This window comes from Candidatus Obscuribacterales bacterium (genome assembly GCA_036703605.1).
Lineage (GTDB): Bacteria > Cyanobacteriota > Cyanobacteriia > RECH01 > RECH01 > RECH01.
In genome coordinates this window covers 1-6,574 of sequence record DATNRH010001089.1, presented here as the reverse complement: position 1 = coordinate 6,574, position 6,574 = coordinate 1, and the positions used below count along the sequence as shown (strand labels likewise).

At 54.0% G+C, this 6,574-nt stretch carries 7 protein-coding genes; 3 read left to right on the top strand and 4 right to left on the bottom strand.

Annotated elements, in window-relative coordinates; translation table 11 throughout:
• Both pyrG and V6D20_22575 read right to left on the bottom strand, forming a co-directional pair.
• On the bottom strand, positions 1-193 hold a 193-nt coding region (gene pyrG / locus V6D20_22580; GenBank protein ID HEY9818568.1), incomplete at its 3' end, for a CTP synthetase.
• Between the two features lie 163 nt (positions 194-356).
• Entirely contained in the window at positions 357-1,124 is a 768-nt protein-coding gene (locus tag V6D20_22575) for a DUF475 domain-containing protein (protein ID HEY9818567.1), read from the bottom strand.
• 564 nt (positions 1,125-1,688) lie between these two features.
• Between V6D20_22575 and V6D20_22570 the strand changes: the two genes are divergently transcribed.
• On the top strand, positions 1,689-2,354 hold the full coding sequence (locus tag V6D20_22570) for a hypothetical protein (GenBank protein HEY9818566.1): 666 nt from the start codon (positions 1,689-1,691) through the stop codon (positions 2,352-2,354).
• Between the two features lie 113 nt (positions 2,355-2,467).
• Here the strand turns inward: V6D20_22570 and clpP are convergent, their stop codons facing one another.
• Together clpP and V6D20_22560 are read right to left on the bottom strand one after the other, a co-directional pair.
• Positions 2,468-3,076, bottom strand: a complete 609-nt coding sequence (clpP, locus tag V6D20_22565) for an ATP-dependent Clp endopeptidase proteolytic subunit ClpP (protein HEY9818565.1) — start codon at positions 3,074-3,076, stop codon at positions 2,468-2,470.
• Between the two features lie 100 nt (positions 3,077-3,176).
• Complete coding sequence (locus tag V6D20_22560; protein ID HEY9818564.1) at positions 3,177-3,536, bottom strand: hypothetical protein; 360 nt, start codon at positions 3,534-3,536, stop codon at positions 3,177-3,179.
• Between the two features lie 401 nt (positions 3,537-3,937).
• Here V6D20_22560 and V6D20_22555 point away from each other — a divergent pair, with 401 nt between their 5' ends.
• Both V6D20_22555 and V6D20_22550 read left to right on the top strand, forming a co-directional pair.
• Entirely contained in the window at positions 3,938-4,768 is an 831-nt protein-coding gene (locus V6D20_22555; GenBank protein HEY9818563.1) for a photosystem II manganese-stabilizing polypeptide, read from the top strand.
• A 473-nt stretch (positions 4,769-5,241) separates the two neighbouring features.
• Positions 5,242-6,405, top strand: coding sequence for a DUF3747 domain-containing protein (locus V6D20_22550; protein HEY9818562.1), 1,164 nt, complete (start codon positions 5,242-5,244; stop codon positions 6,403-6,405).
• The last annotated feature ends 169 nt before the right edge of the window (positions 6,406-6,574 follow it).

The following is a 6,574-nucleotide window of genomic DNA, read 5'->3' as shown; positions in this document are numbered from 1 at the left end:
CATCTTCGGTGACAAACACTTCACCATGCTGAAAGGGGCTCATGGTGCCTGGATCTACGTTGATGTAGGGATCGAGCTTGAGGATGGACACCGAGTAATCCCGCGATTTCAACAATCGCCCCAAGCTTGCGGCCACAATCCCTTTACCGATGCTGGAAACAACACCGCCGGTTACAAATACAAATTTAGTCATTCCTTTAAACACCCACCGAGTGAAGACTGACGGTGCGATCGCCACTCTCCCAATGCTCCCCACAGGGATACATCAGGAAAGATGGGTCTAGCCATATCGCATTCATTGTGCCACAGCACCGCCAGGTCACGGCCGATGACCTAGGCAGCCAGGTCTTTCACTCCTATCCGTCGATGGAGACTTCTTGGGGCTCCTGGATCGATTCTGGAATGGTTGGCAGGGTAGGAGTTTCAAGCGATCGCCCTGGCTCTGCCGGCTCTGTACGCTTCGAAAAGCCCCAGGCAAACAGGGCGGTAATCAGCATCACCATGATCCATTCAGGGGGCACAAAATCTGGATTGATCACCCGCAGCAACAGCCGCACGCCCACTAAGCCCACCGTGATAAATCCCGCATCTTCTAGGTAGGCAAACTCATCCAGCCAGCGAATGAACAAGCCTGCCATAAAGCGCAGGGTGAGCACGCCGATCGCTCCCCCCGTCAAAACCAACCACCGTTCTTGAGAAATGGCAATGGCCGTTGTTACACTATCCAAGGAAAAGGCTAGGTCGGTGACGGCAATCATCGGGATAGCCTGCCACAGGGAGGCAAAGCGTGGCCCGTGGTGATGATGGGTGCCGCCATCGTCATCCGAGCGAAAATACTGGAAGACTAACCACAGCAAATAGGCGGCACCCAAAAGCTCAAACTGCCAAAATTGGACGACCCACGTCGCCGTTAAAATCAACACGACCCGGAGCGTAAACGCCGCAACCAGACCGACATTCAACGCTTTGCGCTGCTCTTCAGCACTGCCTAAGCCTTGGGCGATCGCAGCTAGGGCGATGGCATTATCAGCCGACAACACCGCCTCTAGGGCAATGAGCACCAGCAGCAGCAGGAGAGTATCTAGTCCAACATTGGGTGAAAGTTCGAGCAGTTTGTCTAACATCAGCCTAAAAAATGCGAGTCTGAGCCAAAAACGGTTGACGCTGGGGGCGTCTATAAAAAGGCGTTGATCCATGAACCTCAGCGGTTGATGGATCAAAATGCTAACTTCTAATATGTACGATCTAACGATGGGTGACGTAGGTGTCTGGGAAGCCGCCTGAATGGTTTAGGCTCAGTCCCCTTGACCTTTTGGAACCTCTTGGGACTCATGCCAAGCCAGCTCTAGTCTTGTCATCTATTTTAGATCTTGTGGAATCTTAGCTACCTCCTACCTGCACCGAACAGGCAGTTTCCTAGCGAACATGAGAATGCTCTTGACTTAGCTTAACGTTATCCTCGGGAATTTTGGAGGTCGTTGCAGAAACTCTGTTCAGGAGAGAGCGATCGCCCCCTATGCTTCGTCGGTGAATCATAGACGCTATGCTGCTGAAGAGCCGGCGATCGCTACGGCCAGGGTGCCGACTCGGTTGCCTCTCACCCTGGCGTGCTGACCAACAACGAGCGATCGCGCCTGCCTTCCGCTTGACTCACCCCCTTGTTTTGATGTCTACCCTGATACCAACCCATGGATTCCACCACGCTGCCCGCTCTCATTGCCCAATTTCGCGAACATTACCCCACGGCCAGCCTCGTCACAGAGTTGCTGGCGATGCACGATGGCGTTTATGTTGTGCGGGCCTATGTGCAACTGGGGGAAACCATCACCGCTTCGGGGCTGTCGGCCGATCCGCAGATCGAGCAAGCTGAAGATCGGGCTCAGGGACGGGCATTGCGATCGCTGGGGTTGTGGACGCCTCCAGTCTCCCCGCCTATATCCCAACCAGCTTCAAGGACGGCAACTCCGCCGCCTTTGCCTTCTGAGCTTCCCCTCGCATCCCGGTCAATCTCGCCAGAACCTCGTCAATCTGCCACGCCGGAACCGGTGGGCATCAGCAGTCCCAGTTCACGATCTGAGTCATGGGATCATCCAACCCTAACCCCCGAGGGGCGATCGCAGCCATTGTCTAGTTTTCCTACCCCCTATCCAGCAGAATCTCCACCCGCTGATGTGCCTCTAGGGAATGTGGATCGATCGGATGATATTGCGAAAATTTTGGTGGAAATGCGGCGGTTGGGATGGTCAAAATCTCAAGGGCGAGACCATTTACGGAGAACCTATGGCAAAGAAACCCGCCAAGAACTGACCGATTCAGAACTGATGGATTTCCTCGGTTTTCTGGAAGCGCAGTAGGGGTTGGTGCGGGGTTCAGCCATGAAAAACCCTGCTAGGAGCGATCGCTCCTAGCAGGGCTGAATCTCTTGAGGTTTGAATCTATGAGGTCTCGAATCTCTTGAGTCTCTAACCTACTGATTCATGGACAGAGGGCGGCTACCGACGGCTTGGTTATCAATAACTTGATCTACCAATCCATACTCCATCGCTTCGTGGGCAGACATGAAGAAGTCCCGTTCGGTGTCTTCCTCGATGCGCTCTAGGGGTTGCCCGGTGTGATTGGCCAGCCACTCGTTGAGCCGGCGCTTGTGGTACAAAATTTCTTTGGCTTGAATTTCAATATCAGCGGCTTGCCCCTGGGCTCCCCCAATGGGTTGGTGGATCATGATCCGAGAGTGGGGCAGACTCATGCGCTTACCTTTTTTGCCAGCGCTGAGCAAGAAGGCTCCCATACTGGCTGCCAACCCTACGCAGATGGTGCAAACATCGGGGCGGATGTGGTTCATGGTGTCAAAAATACCCAGACCTGCCATCACAGACCCACCGGGAGAGTTGATATAGAGGTAAATATCCTTCTCGGAGTCTTCCGATTCAAGGTACAGCATCTGGGCCACAATGAGATTGGCTAAGTCAGAGTCAACTTTCTGCCCCAAGAAGATGATCCGCTCGCGCAGGAGACGGGAGTAAATGTCAAAGGCGCGTTCGCCACGACCAGATTGTTCAATAACTGTAGGAATCATGGAGCTTACTGCTAACAGGTCTTTGCCCTATTCTACCGATTTGCTTGGATCGTCGGGGGCGATCGCTCAATCAACGCCGCTGAGAGTGCTCGGTTGATTCTCAATCTAGGGGAGATGAATCCGCGTCATCCGGCATTGGCACGTTATCGAGCAATCGACGAATTTTCATGCGATGGATGTAGGGCCAACCGCCATTCGCTTCAATGTCTCGCAGCAGGGCGTAGAGATTTTGCCGATTCCTGGGCAGGGTGTCTTGAAAAAGATGCTCGCGGATATCGCGGTGGAGCGCTTCCAATAGCCGCAGCAACGACAGCAGGCTCAGACAGTCGTCTTTGCGGCCGATGGCTGCATCTTGAACCAAAGTGGCGATCGCCTGTAAATCTTCTGGGTAGGTGCTGGGATCGACGGACAGTTTTCCTGGAAATGATGTGGGATTGGTCGAGGGAACACGTTGATTCATAAGTAGCCTGTTGTACCTCAGGAGTGGGTTTCATCATCGTAGCTGCTCTCATCCCGAGACGCACCCGATTTTGTCTTGCGGGTCTTTGCGCTGCTTGAATTTGCGGACTTACGCCAAAATAAGGCGACAAGGTCTTGTAAAATGCTCTATGAGACTTATACGAGAACCACTTTAGGCTTCTAATCGCTTGCGTTTCGCGCAGAGTTTATTGAACCCGAGCTGGTTTAGATGACTAGGCTTGTCTCGGTGACTAGGACAACGGAGTTTGCGATCGCCTTGTGATTGCAAAGCACGCCCTAGCAGTTGCACAACGCATCTGACGTCCTGCGCCTGCGCGTCAGAAGCCGGTTATACGCATTCGGAATATTGGTGGGGATTTTGCATTCACATTGAGGTTAATCATGAGGTATCGCGCTTTCGTTGCCGCATTCCTGGCATTATGTTTAGGCTTTTTAACTGCGTGTAGTGAGGCTCCAGATGCGGCGGACGGCCCACTCACCTACGAACAAATTCGTGGCACCGGGCTAGCTAACAAATGCCCCCAGCTTGGCGAAATTAGCCGAGGATCAATTCCCATTGAGGGAGACGGATCCTTTGTCATTCGCGAGCTTTGTCTAGAGCCAACGTCCTACTTTGTTAAGGAAGAATCGACCAATAAGCGCCAAGAATCTCGCTTTATTGCGGGTAAGGCTCTCACTCGTCGTACGTCAACCATTGACCAAGTGAGCGGCAAGCTCAAGGCCGAATCCGATGGATCGATCACCTTTGTTGAAGAAGGTGGGTTTGACTTCCAAGCCATCACCGTTCTCCTGCCGGGTGGCGAACAGGTGCCCTTCCTGTTCACTATCAAGGGTCTTGTGGCCAAGAGCCAACCGGGCTTGGGTGCCATCAACACGTCTAGCGACTTGGAAGGCACCTTCCGAGTTCCGTCCTACCGTACGTCCAACTTCCTTGATCCGAAGGGTCGGGGTTTAACGACTGGGTATGACAACGCCGTTGCTTTGCCAGCACGGGCAGACAGCGAAGAAATCCGTCGGGAAAATGTCAAGAGCTTTGAAACGGGCGAAGGTCATATTTCCCTCCAGGTTGCCAAGGTTGATGGCTACACGGGCGAAATCGCTGGAACGTTTGAGAGTGAGCAACCTTCGGATACCGATATGGGAACCGACGAAGCTCTAGATGTAAAAATCCGTGGCTTGTTCTACGCTCGGGTTGAACCATCAGAAGCTTAGGCTGCTGCGATCGCCTTCTGGGTCATGATGTGCTTTAGGGTGCTTCTTGTTGATCTAAGAGCGATCGCCATCTGACCATCGTGCAATACGTGCAGCAAAGAGGGGAGCCATGCCCCTCTTTGTTGTTTTAGGGGTGTATGTTTAGGTCAACGTTGGGGATGGTTAGCGGTCAACTATTGGATGTCTTCGCTACACTTAGGGCTGATTCATGCCGTCATGCGTGGGTCTGCTCATATAAGCATCAAGATGTTACGGATGATCGGACTCAGGACGGGGCTGTAGCTCCCCAGCGGCCGAATCTCTCAAGGTTAGATCGGGATTCATCTCAGTCCTAGATAGAACAGCACGGATCAAAAAAGACAATCTCTTCATTAAGATGGTTGGGTGCAACGTGGTTTGGGTCAGTAGTCCTGTAGACAAGTTGTTATCCATGAATACATGTGGGCATGGTGAAGCGGAGGAATGAAGAAGCTATGGTGAGTCGAAGCGTTGGGAAGATGCGATCGCTGCTGCTGAGTGTGGGGCTGATGGTGGCTGGTGTGGGCGCAAGTGCTCCTGCGATCGCCGTTGAGTTTGAGCAGCAGAGCGTCCCGGCAGAGGACTTTATTTTGGTGGCTAGCCCAGTGGGGGAGAATCATCAACTGCTCCTGTTGCAGCAACTGTCGAGTGAACGCGCCTGCTGGAGTGAGCAAAATGGCGTGGTTGATCTGCTGCTCACCTCGTTTGACTTCACCGGCATTTGTGGCCGCAGCACCGATAGCAACGGCTACTCTGTGCGCATGGCAGGTCAAGATCTGGGCATGGACTACAGCCTGCGTTTGATGCGGTCGAGCGATAGCTTGGTGCTGATGGCGGTGCCCGATCGCGATCGCTCTGCTCCCAGTTTTGCCATTGGTCAAACCAACCGCATCACCACCGGTTTTGCCAAAATCTACCTGTATCCGAACTGGTATATTTCCCAACGAGCCTTTAATGGGCAAACCCTAGGCCACTTCTACCTCACCCACGAACAGGATCTCCGATCCACCATTGCGGCAGCCCCTCAGCGAGAACTATCAGCGACTCTGCCGCCGTCTGCAGAGCCTGTAGTTCGTCCAGACTTGTCTGCGCCAGCTATGGAGCCAGAAGCTGTTGTAGAGCCTGCCTTAGTGCCTGCTCCCGTCGCCGTTGCACCGCCCGCTCCCGCTGCACCCACACAGCCGGCTACCGATGGCTGGATTGAATTTGGCCAAACTCCTACGCAACTGGGGGCAGCGCCGCCACCTCAGCCGCCCACGCCTACACCTCCCCCAATCGTTCAAGGAGCACCACCGGTGCTGCCACCCCCCACGCCCCTGGAGCCCGTCCCCAACATGACACCGCCATTGGGCAATACAACACTAGTGCCCAATGTGGCCGTGGCGGCCCCATCGCCCCAAGCGGCAGTTCTGGGTTTTAATTACCGGGTGATTGTCAACACCACCTCCTCTCAGCAGGAAGCGCAGGTGCGATCGCTTGTTCCCGATGCATTCCGCACCAATCTCAACGGCCGCACCGTCATGCAGGCAGGTTTGTTTGAAGACCGAACGGCGGCGGATCAACTGCAGCGATCGCTCTCTAGCCAGGGTCTTTCCGCATCGGTGCTGCCCATTGATTAGCGCTGATCCCGAGGATCGAGAAGAATAGTCAAGGGACAGCCGGTGGACTATGCTGATCAGTAATGATTTTTTTGGCAGATGTCCGCCATGGCCTTATCTTCTCACGCGTCCCAAGGGCGATCGCATAATTGGGCGATCGCTCAATTGCCTGGCCTAAGCCCCGAGGACA